This is a genomic window from Piscinibacter defluvii, assembly GCF_004011805.1.
Lineage (GTDB): Bacteria > Pseudomonadota > Gammaproteobacteria > Burkholderiales > Burkholderiaceae_C > Piscinibacter > Piscinibacter defluvii.
In genome coordinates this window covers 164,094-177,914 of the sequence record NZ_RCHJ01000006.1, presented here as the reverse complement: position 1 = coordinate 177,914, position 13,821 = coordinate 164,094, and the positions used below count along the sequence as shown (strand labels likewise).

Genomic DNA, 13,821 nt, shown 5'->3' with positions numbered 1-13,821 from the left:
GCCGTGTGCCCCCCGGATCTTGTGCGCCAGGTCCGAACGGCGGGGCTCCTGCGGCAAGCTCATCGCAGCAGCCTCATGTAGGCCACCATGTCCTGCTGATCCTGCTCGGTCAGCTCGATCGGCGAGATGGCCCGGAAGAAGCGCGCGTAGTGCCGCGCGACGTCGTCGAGTGTCGCGGCCGAGTTGTCGTGGAAGTACGGTGCGGTGCGCGCCGCGGCCCACAGCGACGGGATCTTGAACGCGTTGCGGCTCTGCGCGTCGCTGGCATCGCCCGTGATCAGGGCGCGCCCCGGGTCGGCACTGGCGAACTCGGTCACCGTGCCGTCGGCGTTCCTGAAGCGCCATTGCCGTACCGGGTTGCCGGCATCGTTGAACTCGGAGACCGCCACGCTCTGGAAGCGCCCGCCGCGCCGGAACGGCGGCGCCGGGATGAACTCGTTGGTCTCGTTGAGCATCGGGCCGCTGTGGCAGCCGGCGCATAAGCCGGTCTTCAGATCGCCGCTGGGCGCCGCATCGACGAAGAAGCGGCGGCCGCGCTTCTCGGCCGCGCTGCGCCCGATCGGCAACTGGGGCTTCGCGCCGGTGTAGGCGAACTTCAGCATCGCGAACGAGCTGAAGAACTGCGGCGTGTGCTGGAAGGCCGCGATCTGCTTGAGTTCGTCGAGGCGCGGCTCCGTCTTGGCTTGCGCATGGTCGGCGATCGCGCCGCGCGCCTGCGCCACGAGGTCGGTGTGGCGGCCGTCGAACATCAGCGTGTCGTCCAGCGCGGGCGTGTTCAACGTCGACGGGACGCCGCGGCGCAGCACCACGCTGCGTGCCTCCGGTTCGTCGACCAGGCTCACGTTGTCGGGCAGCGGGATGCGTACCAGCACGGTCGCGTCCTTGAGCATGCGGGTGGCGCCGTTGCCCTGGCCGTCGTCGCTGCCGTCGGCGAGGAACAGCGGGTCGCGCGGGTCGGCGGCGAAACGTTGCTGCGCATCCTGCGGCGACACGGTGCCGGTGTCGCGGCCGTGGCAGGTGAGGCAGGTGCGGCCGTTGCCGTCGAAGGTCTCGCGCTCGAACAGGCGCTTGCCCTTCAGTACGTCGAGCAGGCCGAACTCGGGCCGCCGACCCGCGACCAGCGCGGGCAGTCCTTGAGCGAGCAGCGCCTCCTGCTGCTTCATCTCGTGGGCACGCTGCGCCTGCGCGTCGTGGTCCTCAGGGTTCGCTGGATCGCCGAGGGCCGGCGCGGCGTCCAGGGGCGGCGTGGGGTCGTCGCCGCCACCGCCGCCGCAGCCGATCAAGGCCACGGTCGCAGCCAGCGCGCCCACGCGGGCAATCAAGACTGTCGGGGAGAACATCTGCAAGGCTCCTGCCAGAACGAACAAGGCGGTGGACTTTGCGCGTCGGCCGCCTGCGGGTCTTGAACGAATGCGACAGGCGTTCAGGCGCCACCCACATGTCGCAGGCGTTCAATACGACGCGCCGCCGATTCGGAAGACTGGCGCCGGAACCCACCCCGACCACCACCCATGAAAGCAGTCCTTCAACACATCCTCCGGCGCAAGCGCGACTACGCGAACCTGCCCTTCTTCGAGCACCTGCGCGATGACGCACTGCCTGCCGCGCAGCGGCTGTCGTTCTTCCCGTGCATGGCGCCGTTCATCCTCGGCTTCGGCGACCTGAACCGCCATGTGCTGCGCGTCGAGCCGACCGACGACCCGCATCAGGCGATGATCAATGCCCACACGTACGAGGACGACCATCACTGGCCCTGGTATCTGGAGGACTTCGCCAAGCTCGGACATGACCAGGAGGGTTGCCGGCCCACCGACACCATGCGGCGCCTGTGGAGCGATGCGAGCGCGCAGAGCCGGCTGCTCTCGCACCGTCTCGCGCACCTGATCTGGGGCGCCACGCCGGTCGTGCGGCTCGCGATCGTCGAGGCGATCGAGGAGACCGGAAACGTGCTGTTCGGGCTGACCTCGAGGCTCGCCGCGGCGGTGCAGCACGAGACGGGTGTGGAGCTTCGCTACTGCGGCGACTTCCACTTCCGGCTGGAGTCGGGTCATGCGATGAACAACGATCATGCGCAGCTGGCTCGCATCGACCTCGATGTCCCGACGCGCGCCGATGCGATCGAGCGCGTCGACCAGGTGTTCACCTGGTTCGCCGACTGGACGCACGAGTTGCTGCGCTACGCCCGCGAGTCGCAGGCGAGGAGCCCCGCGCTTGCGGGCAACGCGAGCCGAACCAGCGCACCCCGGGCGGATCGGCAGCCGCGGATCCTCCCGACCTCATGACAACCCACTCGAGGGTCGACCTCCATGCGCATTCTCTTCATCAGTGGCGCCCTGTTCGGCCACGTCAACCCCATGTTGCCGCTCGCACTTGCGGCCCGCACCGCCGGTCACGAGGTGATCTTCGCCACCGGGCCGGAGTTCGTGCCGTCGCTCGAACGTCGCGGGCTGTCCTGCTGGGCGGTCGGACTCACGCACGCGCAGGCCGGCGGGAGTCGGCAGGACTCGTGGCTCGCCTACTTCGAGGCGACGGCCGGCCGGCGTGCAGCCGACCTCCTGCCACGCGCGACCGCGTGGCACCCCGACGTCGTGATTCACGAGGAGACGGAGTTGGCGGGGCCCACCGTGGCCGCCGCGACGGGCGCGCGTCACGTGGTCCACGGCCTGGGCGGGATGCCGCCGAAGCGCATCTGGCCGGCGTTCGCCCAGGCCATCGAGCGGATCGGCGAACGCTGGGGGCATCCCGAGGTGGCGGGCACCTTGTCCGATGCCACCTACCTCCACCTGTGCCCGCCCGCGCTGGAGCGGCGGGGCGAGGCTCCGATCTGGCGGCGCGTGCAGCCGCTGCGGCCGGGCCCGGGATTGTCGATCCCTGGTGATCGCCTGCCCGAGAGCCTCGACACGCTGCCGGCCCGGCTGACCATCCACTTGACGCTCGGTACCGTCTACAACGGCAATGTCGACGTGCTGCGGCGGGCCATCGAGGGCCTGCGGGAGCTGAAAGCCAACATCATCGTGACCGTCGGGCAGGATGCCGACCCGGCGGTGCTCGGCCTTCAGCCTGCGCACGTGCGCGTCGAGCGGTATGTGCCGCACGCGCTGCTGCTGCCTCGTTGCGGCCTGGTCGTGTCGCAAGGCGGGTCCGGCACGCTGCTCGGTGCACTCTGCCACGGCCTGACCCACCTGATGCTGCCCCAGGGCGCCGATCAGTTCCTGAACGCCGAGGCCGCGGTCGCGAGCGGAGCCGCGCTGGCGCTGACAGGCGAGGACGTCACGGCCGAAGCGATCCGGGACAGCGTGCGCCGGCTGCTCGACGAGCCCGGCTTTGCAGTCGCCGCGAGGCGCGTGCAGGCGGAGATCGCAGCGATGCCGTCGGCGGCGCAGGTGCTGGAGCAGATCGTCGATCGTCGATGATCACGTCCTGGAAGCCGGCGATTCGCGGAGGTTGATGAGGGCTCGGTCTCACGCCCGCGTCGGGCCGCCGGCCCCGGATCAGGCGGACTCCCAGACGATGGCAGCCGTGCTTTCGGACCACTTCCGGAGCTGTTGCCGGTAGAGCTCCTCCAACCGATGGCGCCTGATCTTCAAGGTCGGCGTCAGCAGGCCGCTCTCCACCGTCCACGGCGTGCTCACCACGATGAGCTGGTCCAGGCGTTCGTGCGGATCCAGTGGCGCGTTCAGCGCGGCGAGGTGTTCGTGCAGCGACGCCGTGATCCGCCGCCTGATCGCCGGATCGTTGGCCGCGGCCCATGCGGCATCGTCCAGGCGCACCAGACCGACAGGCTGCGGCAGGTCGGCGCCGACCACCACGCATGCATCGATGCCGGCATGCATCACGAGCCGGTTCTCGATGGGCGCCGGCGCCACGTACTTGCCCTTGCTGGTCTTGAACAGCTCCTTGACGCGTCCGACGATCTGGAGTGCGCCGTCGTCTGCGTCAATCACGCCCTTGTCGCCGGTGCGCAGCCAGCCGTCGGCCGTGAACGACTCGCGCGTCAGCTCCGGGGCCTTGAAGTAGCCCTTCATGAGCGCGCCGCTGCGCACCTGGATCTCGCCGCTGTCCGGATCGAGCCGGGATTGGACGCCTTCAAAAGGCCAGCCCACGGTGCCGATCCTCTGGCGCAGCGGCAGGGTCGAATGCGACAGGGCACCGTTCTCCGTCATGCCGTAGACGTCCGCAATGGGCAGGCGCAGGTCCGTGTACCAGCGCAGGAGCTCGGGGGGCATGGGCGCAGCACCGCCGATCGCGAACTTGCAGGCGTCCAGGCCCAGGGTCTTCAGGATCTTCCTTCGAACGAGCACCCGGATGCCCGGGATGCTCAGAAGAACCTTCAGCTTGCGGCGTGGAATCCTCTCCAGGATGTTCTGCTGGAACTTCAGCCACAGACGCGGCACGGAGAAGAACACCGTCGGCCGAGCACGCTGCAGGTCCGCGACGAACGTGTCCAGCGATTCCGCGAAGTACACCTGCGCGCCCGTGGCCAATTGGCCATGCTCCACCATCGTTCGCTCCGCCACATGGGCCAGCGGCAGGTAGCTCAGCATGCGGCCATCGTGCTCAAGCGGCACGCGGCGGATGCCGCACTGGGCCGCCCACGCCAAGGTTCCGAAAGTGTGCATGGCGCCCTTGGAGACGCCGGTCGTGCCCGAGGTGTAGACGATGGTCGCCAAGTCGTCGGCGGGCCTGATCGGGTTGCCCTGCAACGCGGGGGTCGTCGCGACGATGAAGTCCCAAGGCAGATGGGGGTTCGGTGGGGCCAGCGGCAGGCTGATGCCTGCCATGCCGGCCGGGATGCCGGACTTCAGGGTGTCCTCATCGTCGAGTTTGCCGATGAAGACCAGCCTCGCCTCGCTGTGGCCGAGGATCTGCTGCACCGTCTGGGGCGCGAGCGTCGGGTAGATGGGCACCGAAACGTGCCCTGCCATCCAGATGGCGTAGTCGGCGAGCAGCCAGTGAGCGCAGTTCTTCGACAGGATCGCGATCTTGCTGCCCGCAGGCAGGCCCATGCGGCGCAAGTGCTCGGCCGCGCGGCGGCTCTGATCGAGTGCGTCGCGCCAGGTGATCTCGCGCACCTCCCCGCCGTGGGAAGCTCCCATCGGCTGGATGAAGGCCACCCTGTCGGATTCGCTGCGCTCGAAGTGATAGAGCCGTTGCAGTGCCAGGCAGTCGTCGGCGACCGGCACGTCGTGCTTCATGAGCCTGGGAGCTTGCGCGTGATCAGAGACGGGTGAACGGCGACAAATGGGCTGCCGCTGCGTGGTGAAAGGAGTGTCGAGAAGGTGGGGCGGCATGGGTGTTTGAATCAGAGAGCGCATCAGGCCGACTCTGACCACACGCGGCGCGCGGGTCTTGTCGATTTGCGGCATCGGCCGGCCGCGATCGCTGCGCGCCGGCGAGGTGTCTCGATCCAAGGTGGCGCGTGTCGGGATGTCGCAGATCTACAAGATCGACGTGCTCCGATGACGCAGGATGAGCGGTTTCAGCGCCTGCGATGCAGTGGAGTCCGCGACATGCTCTCTCACCGATTGATTCGAACCGCCGTGGCCTTCTTCGTCCTGGGCGTCGGCCTGGGCATCTACATGGGAGCCAACCAGGACTTCCGGCTGATGCACGTTCATGCCCACCTCAATCTGCTCGGGTGGGTCGCGCTCGCCCTGATCGGATTGCTGTACGCGACACACCCGCACCTGCAGGAAGGCTGGCTGCCGCGGGCGCACTACTGGCTTCACACGGTCGGACTGGTCGCCTTCATGGGCGGCTTCGCCTGGAGCCGGGTGAGCGGAACCTTCCTGTTGCTGCCGGTAGCCCTCGGCTCCTCGATGGTGGCGCTCGGCGTGCTGCTGTTCGCCGTGAACGTGTTCCGGCGTCTCACGCAGCGGACGTCGGTCGATTAGCGTCGATCGTCGTCTCGGTGTTCCTGGCCGCCGGCCGGGCCCGGCAGGACATGCGCCTGCACGAACGCTGCATCACTGCGCGGCGGCCGGCCGACCGACCTGCTCGAGCAACGCGACCAGCCATGCCACTCCGGCGTCCATCAGGGCGACTTCGGGCAACACCAGGTTGATCGTGGACCGCCCGAGTGGCATCAGCGGCTCCACCGCCACCAGGCCGAAGCGGGCGGCATGCGCAGCGGCGAAGTGCCTCGGCACGGCACAGATCAAATCGGTCTCGGCGGCCACGGCCAGCGCGAACATGAAATTCGGAACGGTCAACGCGACACGTCGCACTCGCCCTTGCCGTGCCAGTGCCTCGTCTACGAAGCCACGGGGATCACCCCCGAGCGAGACGACCAGATGTTGCGCCTCGCAATAGCGGTCCCAGCTGGGCTCGCTCGCGTACGGATGACCGGCGCGCATCGCCAGCACGAAGTCCTCCACGTAGAGAGACCGTCTCGTGAAGCGCAGAGGGATGTCATCGGTGGGCACGACCGCGAGGTCCATCACGCGCCCGTCGAGGTCCGCCCAGGCGGAACGCCAGGCGCGCTCGGGCGCCGATTCGCCGGGGACCGGCAGCAGCTGCCGCACGCCGATGTCGATGCCTGCCGCCGACCGGCGCAGCGCGGCGAGCAGGGGCGGCAGGAAGACGGCCGACGCGCCATCGGGCGCACCGATCGTGAAACGGCGTGTCGATCGTGCAGGGTCGAACGGCTCGACGGTGGCGATCACCGCGCGTACGCGGGCCAACACCTCGGCGAGCGGTCCGGCCAGTTGTACGGCGCGCGCGGTCGGCACCACACCCTTGGGCGCCTTCAGGAACAACGGATCGTTGAGCAGGCGACGCAGCCGGCCGACCCCGTGGCTCACGGCCGATGCGGTCACGTGCAGCCGTTCGGCGGCGCGCCCGATGTGACGCTCCTCGTACACCGTTTCGAACAGCACCAGCAGGTTCAGATCGGCTCTGGAGAGATCAATCTCATTCAGCATGTCAATGAAATCATATCTCTTGATTCACTGCGGCGACGCGACGATCCTTGCAATACCGAGGCCCCGGCCTCCTGCGAAGACATCCTGAAGGAGCACCCCACATGCCCCCCACACGCCGTTCGATCCTGGGCGCCGCCGGACCGGCCCTCGCCTCCGCCGCCGGGTGGGCCGTACCGCCCGCGCTCGCGGCCGATCCTCCCGACAGCGGCGCCTCCGATGGCGTCGTCGCCGAACTGGTCTCGCTCGCCTCGCAGGCGCATGTGGCGCTGATGAAGGGCGACGTGAAGGGCTACCGCAGCCAGATCCGGCCCGGCGCCGACTTCACGCTGATGGCGCCGTTCGGCGGCCCGCCGACGCGCCCTGTCGACCTGTCGGACGAGCGTTGGGAGTCCATTTCACGCTTCTTCAGGAACGGCAGGGATTCATCGCTCGAACTGATCCAGGCCTATCGTTCGGCCGACCTCGTGGTGCTCGCCGCGATCGAACGCACGCATGCCGAAGTGGGCGGGCTGCCGGGGCAACCCTGGTCCCTGCGTGTCACGCTGGTCTTCCGCCGCGAGGGCGAGCAATGGCTGCTCGCGCACCGCCATGCCGACCCGCTGGCCGAAGGAATCAGCCTGCAACAGGCCGCCGCGCTGGCCCAGGGACGGTCGGCGTCATAGCCGCAGGAGCACCTGAATGCCTTGTGCGTTCGAGGTCGCGGGCTCGCGTGCGCGAGTTGCCGACCCATGTCATCCGGGGAGCGACACGATGGGCGAGGGCAGCCTCTTGCCGACGTCGAACGGCATTCACACGCACCTGCTCCCCGTCGAAGGCGCGCTGCGCGAGCACGTGCGCGCACTCGTCGCCGTCGAGGTCGAGCGGGGCGGGCCGATCCCGCTGGCCATCGCGCCGCACGACTCGGTGATGCTCAGCGTGCAGTTCGGCCGCGGTGCCGACTGCATCGAGAACAAGTCGGAGCATGGCCAGAACACGCATGTCACGGGCATCCGCCGTTGGACCGGCTCGTTCGCCGGCGCGGGCGACTGCGTGTCGCTGTTCGCGGCGCTGACCCCGCTGGGAGCCATGCACCTGCTGGACAGCCAGCCGCTGGAGACCGTGCCGCGCATCCGCGCCCGCATGGCCGACCTGCTCGATCGTCGGCTGACGCGCGAACTCGAATCCGAGGTCGCGCTCGCCGACGGACTCGACGCGAAGCTGCGCGCGTTGGCGAAGTGGCTCGAGGAGCGGGCCTGCCTGCAGCGGTGCCAGGCGCCGGCGGCGCTGCGCGCGGGACGGGCTGCGATGCAGCTGTGTGCCGAACCGAACGTGCCGATCGAGGCGCTGGCGCAGCGCCAGCACGTCGGCCGCCGACAGCTCGAGCGCGACTTCGCACGCTACGTCGGCACGTCACCGCGCCACCTCGCGCAGGTCGCACGGCTGCAAGGGGTTGCGCGCAAGGGGCAGCGCGGAGCGGCGCTGGCGGACATCGCGGCCGATCTCGGCTACGCCGACCAGGCGCACATGTCGCGCACGGTTCGCCAGATGACCGGGTTGACGCCGCTCCAATTCGTGCGGACCCAGCGCACACCGATCGCCGCGGCCTTTCGCGCGGCCACCGGTGGCGGTGCGGTGTACCTGTAGGTCGCCTGCGCAGTGCGCCGGCGCCAGGCCATGTCGGCGACCCTGTCGCCGCACGCGTGGCTGCATCCGGTGCAGGTGCCGGGCAACCGAGCGGCTGTAGACCTCGATGAAGCGATCGAGATCGTCGGTAACGATCGCGACGTGCCCGAGTGCGCTGACAAGCGGCCTGGTGCGGCTCCTAGAACGAAACGCACGACGCGTCGTCGCTGCGCAGCACCGACTGCTGCTGGAACGCGCGCTTGTAGTCGGTGCGGATCTGCTCGATCTTGCTGTCGGCGTCGCGATCGCTTCGCGGGTACAGCAGGATCAGGAGTTTCGAGCCTTCGACGATGGTCGTGCCGCTGGCATCGCGGAACTGGCCGACGCCGCTGAGCAGCGTCAGTCCGTCCGGGAAGCGCGGCGTGACGTAGGCATCGAGGAAGCCCTTGAAGTCCTGCTCCGTAACGACCCCGCCCGGCCGCGAGAGGCCGAAGAACAGCTCGGTGCGGACGAAGGCCTCGGCATCGGACAGGCCGCGGCAATGCAGGCGCTCGTGCCCGTTGGCGACAGGTGCGGCGATACGCGCCTGCAAGTCGGGCTCGACGTGTTGCGCGCGGGCCGCCGGCGCGGCGGTGATCGCGAGCCCCAGCAACGCCGCGGTGATCGCTGCGCGCCTCATGGCTGGCTCCCGACGTCGGCCGCGACGGCCGTCAACACGCTGTGCAGTTCCTGCACCGAGCGCTTGGGGCGCACGCCCGGTGGCAGGTTCGGCGCGATGTGCCGGGCGAAGAAGCGGTTCGCCTCGGCCTGCGAGTGCCAGACCTCGAAACTGCGCCAGCCCCCGCCGCCGGCTACCGGATGCGCCGCGTGGAAGACGAAGCCCGGCGCGCGGCGGATCGCGTTGCCCAGAACGGCCAGCATGCCGTCGTAACCCTGTTCCGTTTGGCCGCGGACTTCCGCGGTGATCAAGACTGCCATTTGACTCTCCTGCGGTGGACCGCCGCAGCAAGCCCGTGCGGCGGGAACGCGCACTGTCGTCGTGTGCGTGGTGCGGGTCTTGAAGCTTTGCGACAGCCTGCTCATGTCGCGCCTGTTCAAGACGCCGCTTGCGTGTTCCTCGACGATCGGCCCGCGCACCGTCGTGAGAGCGCGGCCGCGTTCTGATTCGCGCACCTTTTCAACAGGAGTCCATTGCAGTGAACACCAGGTCTTGGTTTGTCGCCGCGGCGTTGATCGCTTCTCTCGGCGCACCGTCCGCGGCACATTCGCGTGAGGTGCGCGTGCACGCTTTCGCTTGCCAGACATTCGGCGGCCGGGCCATCGATCTCGGCTTCGCGCTGCAGAACGACTCGAGCACCGAAACGATGAGCGTGGTGTGCGCAATCCCGGACAACAGCACCTTCCCCAAGGCATCGATCAGGACGCTGAACGTGCACGGCTTCGACAACGGCGCGAGCGTCGGTGACGTGATTCCAGGCGTGCGTGCGCAGCTTTGCACTTCCGTCTGGCACACGACCGGTGGAGGCTGTACGAGCTTCCGGTACGCCGGTGGTCTGGTGGGCGACTACGGCCTGGGCCTGTTGCCGCTGCCCGCGTCGTCCGCCCATCGTGGCTGGACGTCGACGAACCTGGGTGACTTTGGCTATCTGCGCGTGCTGCTGCCGCCGAAGGCGGCCACTGGTCGCGCCACCTTCCGCGGCTACTTCATTTCCGATCAGCCGCCGTTCTGAGTGCCCCGGGGCTCGACCCAGCCCGGCCAAGGGCGCGAACGCTGGCAGCGAGCCAGTCGCCCCTTCTATGATTGCCTCTTGCTTGGCACGACGAGTCAATCCATCCGTTGGCCTGACCCGTCGAACTGTCGAGGACGGCCAAGGCCCGACTCCCGAAAGCCCTGATTCGAGCGCTCGACGAGGACTCCGTGACCATGGTTACTCTCCATACAAGGCGCATGCGGTTGGAGCCCTTCGCAGAGAGGCATCTCGATGGCCTGTACGCGATGAACCAGAAGCCGGAAGTCATGCGCTACATCAGCGGCGCGCCCGAAAGCCGTGAGCAGACCGCGGCCGCGATCGCACGCGTTCAGCGTGCCTGGGCAGCCCTTGGGACGAGTTGGTGGTCCTTCATCGACACACAGAGCGGCCGCATAGCGGGTGCTGGCTGCATCCAGCACTCCCGCAAGGAGGCCGACCTCCCTTCTGACCTCGAGGCCCTGCGGAGCAACCCGCTCGAGATCGGCTGGCGCCTGCACCCTGACTACTGGCGCCGGGGCCTGGCAACCGAAGCCGCGTTGTGCATGGCTTCCTTTGCGTTCGACACCCTCGCGGCGCCGGAGCTCATCGCAGTGCGCCACCCTGAAAACGCCGCCTCTGCAGGTGTGATGGATCGCCTGCGCATGCGATATCGAGGCATTGAGAGATGGTACGGAACCGACCTGGCCACCCATGTGATCACGCGGGAGGAGTGGCCTCCGGCGTGAGTGTCAGGCATGGCGCGCGAGCATGGTCCGCATGCCAACAAGCGCGCCGGGGCGCAACATGTCGCGTTCGTGCAAGACCCGCCCCGGAGCGCGCACGAGACTGGGGAACCGACGCCACGAGTTCCCCTCGACATGCCATCGCCATCATCTACACCGCTCATCGACTCCCTCAATCACGCCGCCATCCTGACGCTCGATCTGGGCCGCTTCCTCGACTTCTATTGCGGCGTGCTCGGGCTCGAGCATGTGTTCAGCGAGGAGACGCCGAGCCTGCGCCATGCCATCGTGCGTTGCGGTTCCCTGTCGTGGCTGCATCCTGTCGAAGTGGCTGCGCCAGCCCGCGTCCCGGCCGCCGAGCGAGCCTTGGAGCGCGGTCGTCTCGATCACATCGCCCTGACGGTTGCGACGGCGCAGGCCTTTGCAGACCTGCGCCGCCGACTGATGGCGTGCGGCGCCAGCGACGGACGCATCGACGATCTCGGTGCCTTCCAGACGATGTCGTTCTCTGATCCTGACGGGATGCGCGTCGAGCTGACGCTCGTTGTCGACCCGTCGCTGCGCCATGTGCACGCGCCGACTCCGCACGTTCCTTCGCTTGCATCGGTCGTGTCCATAGAGCGCCTGTCCGATCGAGAACGCTGGCCGGTGATCGACTCGCTGCTGCGCGAGTACGTGCCGTGGGCGGTGGAACGTCTGGAGGCGGAACACGGCATCCGCTTCGACGACGTCGATGCCGAGATGGAAAGGCATCATGCGTCCTTCGCGGCCGACGCGGATGCGATGCTCGCGGGCCGCGGACGTCTGCTGCTGGCGCATCTGCATGCCCGCCCTGCCGGGCTGGTGGCGCTGAAGCCGGTTGACGATGACGTGGCGGAGGTCAAGCGGCTGTTCGTGCGCCAGTCCGCGCGCGGGCACTCGATCGGCAGGGCTCTGCTGTATCGCCTGATCGCGGCAGCGCGCGCCGAGGGGTTCCGGACGCTTCGACTCGAGACGACGACGTTCATGCGCGAAGCCCGTGCGATCTACGCAGCGTTCGGATTCCGCGACGTGCCCGCGTTCGCCCAGGCGCGGGCGGCAATGCCGGGGCTGACGGACGTGGTGCGCTTCATGGAACTGCCGCTTCGCCACTGAAGTGTCGATGCGCCGGGCGGGACGTTTGTCCCGCCGGGCAGTACCTTCCTTCCTCGCCCGGACGGTCGGCGGGACACCGGTCCCTTGTGAACTCCGCGCAGGCGGAAACAATGCGGGCCGTGGAGCCGCCCCCGTGCGGATCGCAGCCCGCAAGGACATGGCCATGGATGGACTGAGCGACACAGGCACCAAGGTCCGGGCGCTGCCCGTCAGTGGCGCCCTGCGACCCTACGTCCGTGCGCTGATGGCCACCGAGATTGCCTGCTCCGGTCCGCTGCCGATGGCCGTGGCACCACACGAGTCCATCATGCTCAGCGTGAACCTCGGCCGCGCGGCCGCCAGCATCGAGCAGAAGGGCGCGCATGGACACAACACCAGTCTGACCGGCATCCGCGAATGGACCGGGGCCTTCAACGGGGCAGGCAACTGCGTCACGCTGTTCGCGCTGCTCACGCCGCTCGGCGTGGTGCAACTGCTCGACAGCCAGCCGCTGGACCGTGTGCCGCGCATCCGCGCGCCGGTGGCCGGCCTGCTCGACCAGCGTGTGACGCGCAGACTCGAGTCCGGCATCGCGCTCGCGCCGACACTCGAAGCTCGGCTGCTGACCTTCGCATCCTGGCTGGAGGAACGGGCCACCGCCGCGCGGAAGTTGGACCGCACCGCGTTGCGCGCCGGCCGGGCGGCGATGCGCTTGTGCCAGCAGCCGAGGCTGCCGATCGAGACCTTGGCCGACGAGCAGGCTGTCTCCCGCCGCCAGCTCGAACGCGACTTTGGCCGCTGGATCGGCACCTCGCCCCGCCACCTGGCGCAGGTGGCGCGGTTGCAGGCGGTGTCGCGCCGCGCCCAGGCGCACGGCGCGTCGCTGGCTGACATCGCCGCCGACGTCGGCTTCGCCGACCAGTCGCACATGTCGCGTGTCGTGCGCCAACTCACCGGCCTGACGCCGCAGCGATTCGTGCGGGCGCGCCAATCGCCTCTGGCGCAGACATTTCGCCAGGCGACCGGCGGCGGTACGGTCTATCTCTGAGAGCCGTTCGGCTGGTGCGCGCTCCCGCCGAACGGCGCTACGCCGAGCTTGGCGTACCGGGCGCTGGTCTGATGGCGCACTGTCTTCTCGCTCGACGACAGGGTCGCTGCGATCTGCGCATCATCACGTCCCTGTGCCAGCAGGTGGAGCAGTTCCCGTTGGCGCGCCGTCAGCCCGGTTCGGCCAACCTGGCCATCGTTCCGCGTCGTCACGCGGTTGTTGCGTATCACTGCGCACCAGGCAGCCACGCGCGTAGCCGCATCGGGTGCTCGCGCCGAGCGACGACCAGTTCGGACTCGGCATTCTTTCGAAGTACCCGATCGCGTCTGCCGAAGTTTCACGGCATTCTCCTCGGCGACATGAACGACACCCCCTGGTCGACGGGCCTGCGAGCAACGGCGCCACTCCAACGTGCCAACGGGCTCCAGCCTACCTGGCCGAATGCTTGGGGGTGGCTTTCGATACTCCCGCTCGACCACGTCCTCGTCACGCCGAGTATCAAGCTGGAGGACTCCTCGCTCGGGCCAGACCTGGGCAGCGACCATCGACCCGTTCGCGTTCGCCTCAGCCTTTAGCGGGGGTTTTCCAACGGCCGCTCCTGACCGGGACTACCGACGACGAACGTCAGCTCCGGAGCATCCCCAAAATGGTTGACGGGTTCC

The 13,821-nt window shown here is 68.6% G+C and carries 16 protein-coding genes; 10 read left to right on the top strand and 6 right to left on the bottom strand.

Annotated elements, in window-relative coordinates; genetic code table 11:
* Window positions 1–59: 59 nt before the first annotated feature.
* Window positions 60–1,340: a hypothetical protein gene (locus D9C15_RS18510; protein WP_127999939.1), complete on the bottom strand. Its 1,281-nt coding sequence runs from the start codon at window positions 1,338–1,340 to the stop codon at window positions 60–62.
* Window positions 1,341–1,511: 171 nt separating this feature from the next.
* Here D9C15_RS18510 and D9C15_RS18505 point away from each other — a divergent pair, with 171 nt between their 5' ends.
* Window positions 1,512–2,282, top strand: coding sequence for a hypothetical protein (locus D9C15_RS18505; RefSeq protein ID WP_240668459.1), 771 nt, complete (start codon window positions 1,512–1,514; stop codon window positions 2,280–2,282).
* Between the two features lie 24 nt (window positions 2,283–2,306).
* Window positions 2,307–3,413, top strand: coding sequence for a glycosyltransferase (locus tag D9C15_RS18500; RefSeq protein ID WP_127999938.1), 1,107 nt, complete (start codon window positions 2,307–2,309; stop codon window positions 3,411–3,413).
* A 78-nt stretch (window positions 3,414–3,491) separates the two neighbouring features.
* On the opposite strand, the gene D9C15_RS18495 is transcribed toward D9C15_RS18500, so the two are convergent.
* On the bottom strand, window positions 3,492–5,195 hold the full coding sequence (locus D9C15_RS18495; RefSeq protein WP_127999937.1) for an AMP-binding protein: 1,704 nt from the start codon (window positions 5,193–5,195) through the stop codon (window positions 3,492–3,494).
* A gap of 345 nt (window positions 5,196–5,540) precedes the next feature.
* Here D9C15_RS18495 and D9C15_RS18490 point away from each other — a divergent pair, with 345 nt between their 5' ends.
* Entirely contained in the window at window positions 5,541–5,894 is a 354-nt protein-coding gene (locus tag D9C15_RS18490; protein WP_127999936.1) for a cytochrome-c oxidase, read from the top strand.
* 72 nt (window positions 5,895–5,966) lie between these two features.
* Here D9C15_RS18490 and D9C15_RS18485 read toward each other — a convergent pair whose 3' ends face one another.
* Window positions 5,967–6,923: a LysR family transcriptional regulator gene (locus D9C15_RS18485; RefSeq protein ID WP_127999935.1), complete on the bottom strand. Its 957-nt coding sequence runs from the start codon at window positions 6,921–6,923 to the stop codon at window positions 5,967–5,969.
* Between the two features lie 101 nt (window positions 6,924–7,024).
* Between D9C15_RS18485 and D9C15_RS18480 the strand changes: the two genes are divergently transcribed.
* Entirely contained in the window at window positions 7,025–7,585 is a 561-nt protein-coding gene (locus D9C15_RS18480; RefSeq protein WP_127999934.1) for a nuclear transport factor 2 family protein, read from the top strand.
* 88 nt (window positions 7,586–7,673) lie between these two features.
* Window positions 7,674–8,546, top strand: coding sequence for a helix-turn-helix domain-containing protein (locus D9C15_RS18475; RefSeq protein WP_164886773.1), 873 nt, complete (start codon window positions 7,674–7,676; stop codon window positions 8,544–8,546).
* 178 nt (window positions 8,547–8,724) lie between these two features.
* Here the strand turns inward: D9C15_RS18475 and D9C15_RS18470 are convergent, their stop codons facing one another.
* Entirely contained in the window at window positions 8,725–9,204 is a 480-nt protein-coding gene (locus D9C15_RS18470; RefSeq protein WP_127999932.1) for a DUF3574 domain-containing protein, read from the bottom strand.
* Entirely contained in the window at window positions 9,201–9,503 is a 303-nt protein-coding gene (locus D9C15_RS18465; protein WP_127999931.1) for a hypothetical protein, read from the bottom strand. The genes D9C15_RS18470 and D9C15_RS18465 overlap by 4 nt, the downstream gene beginning before the upstream one ends.
* Before the next feature lie 218 nt (window positions 9,504–9,721).
* On the opposite strand from D9C15_RS18465, the gene D9C15_RS18460 reads away from it, so the two are divergent.
* From D9C15_RS18460 to D9C15_RS18445, 4 genes are all read left to right on the top strand, one after another.
* Entirely contained in the window at window positions 9,722–10,255 is a 534-nt protein-coding gene (locus D9C15_RS18460; RefSeq protein WP_127999930.1) for a hypothetical protein, read from the top strand.
* A 194-nt stretch (window positions 10,256–10,449) separates the two neighbouring features.
* Entirely contained in the window at window positions 10,450–11,001 is a 552-nt protein-coding gene (locus D9C15_RS18455; protein ID WP_128000125.1) for a GNAT family N-acetyltransferase, read from the top strand.
* A 9-nt stretch (window positions 11,002–11,010) separates the two neighbouring features.
* Window positions 11,011–12,132 carry a GNAT family N-acetyltransferase gene (locus tag D9C15_RS18450; RefSeq protein WP_127999929.1) on the top strand — a complete coding sequence of 374 codons (1,122 nt, stop codon included), beginning with the start codon at window positions 11,011–11,013 and terminating at the stop codon, window positions 12,130–12,132.
* Between the two features lie 133 nt (window positions 12,133–12,265).
* The gene (locus D9C15_RS18445; RefSeq protein WP_164886772.1) at window positions 12,266–13,159 is read left to right on the top strand and encodes a helix-turn-helix domain-containing protein; all 894 of its coding nucleotides are present in this window, start codon (window positions 12,266–12,268) and stop codon (window positions 13,157–13,159) included.
* On the opposite strand, the gene D9C15_RS34095 is transcribed toward D9C15_RS18445, so the two are convergent.
* Window positions 13,150–13,371, bottom strand: coding sequence for a response regulator transcription factor (locus D9C15_RS34095; protein ID WP_240668474.1), 222 nt, complete (start codon window positions 13,369–13,371; stop codon window positions 13,150–13,152). The genes D9C15_RS18445 and D9C15_RS34095 overlap by 10 nt on opposite strands.
* Here D9C15_RS34095 and D9C15_RS34580 point away from each other — a divergent pair.
* Window positions 13,303–13,734, top strand: coding sequence for an endonuclease/exonuclease/phosphatase family protein (locus D9C15_RS34580; RefSeq protein ID WP_375138807.1), 432 nt, complete (start codon window positions 13,303–13,305; stop codon window positions 13,732–13,734). The two genes, D9C15_RS34095 and D9C15_RS34580, sit on opposite strands and share 69 nt — an antisense overlap.
* Window positions 13,735–13,821: the final 87 nt, after the last annotated feature.

Coding starts and splice junctions, on each gene's coding strand:
- D9C15_RS18485 (WP_127999935.1), bottom strand. CDS start 6,923: ATGCTGAATGAGATTGATCTCTCCAGAGCCGATCTGAACCTGCTGGTG.
- D9C15_RS18480 (WP_127999934.1), top strand. CDS start 7,025: ATGCCCCCCACACGCCGTTCGATCCTGGGCGCCGCCGGACCGGCCCTC.
- D9C15_RS18500 (WP_127999938.1), top strand. CDS start 2,307: ATGCGCATTCTCTTCATCAGTGGCGCCCTGTTCGGCCACGTCAACCCC.
- D9C15_RS18510 (WP_127999939.1), bottom strand. CDS start 1,340: ATGTTCTCCCCGACAGTCTTGATTGCCCGCGTGGGCGCGCTGGCTGCG.
- D9C15_RS18465 (WP_127999931.1), bottom strand. CDS start 9,503: ATGGCAGTCTTGATCACCGCGGAAGTCCGCGGCCAAACGGAACAGGGT.
- D9C15_RS18455 (WP_128000125.1), top strand. CDS start 10,450: ATGGTTACTCTCCATACAAGGCGCATGCGGTTGGAGCCCTTCGCAGAG.
- D9C15_RS18505 (WP_240668459.1), top strand. CDS start 1,512: ATGAAAGCAGTCCTTCAACACATCCTCCGGCGCAAGCGCGACTACGCG.
- D9C15_RS18495 (WP_127999937.1), bottom strand. CDS start 5,195: ATGAAGCACGACGTGCCGGTCGCCGACGACTGCCTGGCACTGCAACGG.
- D9C15_RS18470 (WP_127999932.1), bottom strand. CDS start 9,204: ATGAGGCGCGCAGCGATCACCGCGGCGTTGCTGGGGCTCGCGATCACC.
- D9C15_RS18475 (WP_164886773.1), top strand. CDS start 7,674: ATGGGCGAGGGCAGCCTCTTGCCGACGTCGAACGGCATTCACACGCAC.
- D9C15_RS18450 (WP_127999929.1), top strand. CDS start 11,011: ATGGCGCGCGAGCATGGTCCGCATGCCAACAAGCGCGCCGGGGCGCAA.